The sequence below is a fragment of the Nonomuraea sp. NPDC051941 genome (assembly GCF_044593615.1).
This window is the reverse complement of the sequence record NZ_JBIUCF010000124.1, coordinates 1,964-3,244: the sequence shown is the minus strand read 5'-3', so window position 1 is coordinate 3,244 and position 1,281 is coordinate 1,964. Positions and strand designations below refer to the sequence as shown.

Genomic DNA, 1,281 nt, shown 5'->3' with positions numbered 1-1,281 from the left:
AACTCATCACCAGCAGAGGTCCCCCTTCTCCCGAAGTTACGGGGGCAATTTGCCGAGTTCCTTAACCACAGTTCACCCGATCGCCTTAGTATTCTCTACCTGACCACCTGAGTCGGTTTAGGGTACGGGCCGCCACAACACTCGCTAGAGGCTTTTCTCGGCAGCATAGGATCATCCACTTCACCACAATCGGCTCGGCATCACATCTCAGGCTTAAGGAACGCGGATTTGCCTACGTTCCGCCCTACATGCTTACCCCAGGACAACCATCGCCTGGGCTGGACTACCTTCCTGCGTCACCCCATCGCTTACCTACTACCCGATCGGATCGAGCGTTCACTCTGACCCCAAGCCCGAAGGCTTTAGGCGAGTTAAGGACTCTTAGCATCACGAGGTTCGATATGGGCGCGTTAAAGCGGGTACGGGAATATCAACCCGTTGTCCATCGACTACGCCTGTCGGCCTCGCCTTAGGTCCCGACTTACCCTGGGCGGATTAGCCTGCCCCAGGAACCCTTGGTCATCCGGCGCGAGGGTTTCTCACCCTCGATTCGCTACTCATGCCTGCATTCTCACTCGTGTACGCTCCACGGCTAGATCACTCTGCCGCTTCACCGCATACACGACGCTCCCCTACCCACCAACAGCGCTTGGCTGTCAGTGCCACGACTTCGGCGGTGTACTTGAGCCCCGCTACATTGTCGGCGCAGAATCACTTGACCAGTGAGCTATTACGCACTCTTTCAAGGGTGGCTGCTTCTAAGCCAACCTCCTGGTTGTCTCTGCGACTCCACATCCTTTCCCACTTAGCACACGCTTAGGGGCCTTAGTCGGTGATCTGGGCTGTTTCCCTCTCGACTACGAACCTTATCGCCCGCAGTCTCACTGCCACGCTCTCACTTACCGGCATTCGGAGTTTGGCTGACGTCAGTAACCTTGTCGGGCCCATTAGCCATCCAGTGCTCTACCTCCGGCAAGAAACACGCGACGCTGCACCTAAATGCATTTCGGGGAGAACCAGCTATCACGGAGTTTGATTGGCCTTTCACCCCTACACACAGATCATCCCCCAGGTTTTCAACCCTGGTGGGTTCGGTCCTCCACCCAGTCTTACCTGAGCTTCAACCTGCCCATGCGTAGATCACTCCGCTTCGGGTCTACAGCATGCGACTCAACGCCCTATTCAGACTCGCTTTCGCTACGGCTCCCCCACACGGGTTAACCTCGCCACACACCATAACTCGCAGGCTCATTCTTCAAAAGGCACGCAGTCACATCACAC

General features: G+C 56.4%; 1 rRNA gene (running past both ends of the window). It reads right to left on the bottom strand.

The window, feature by feature from the left end:
• Positions 1-1,281 (bottom strand): 23S ribosomal RNA (locus ACIHFD_RS67605) (it extends past both window edges: 1,277 nt to the left, 156 nt to the right).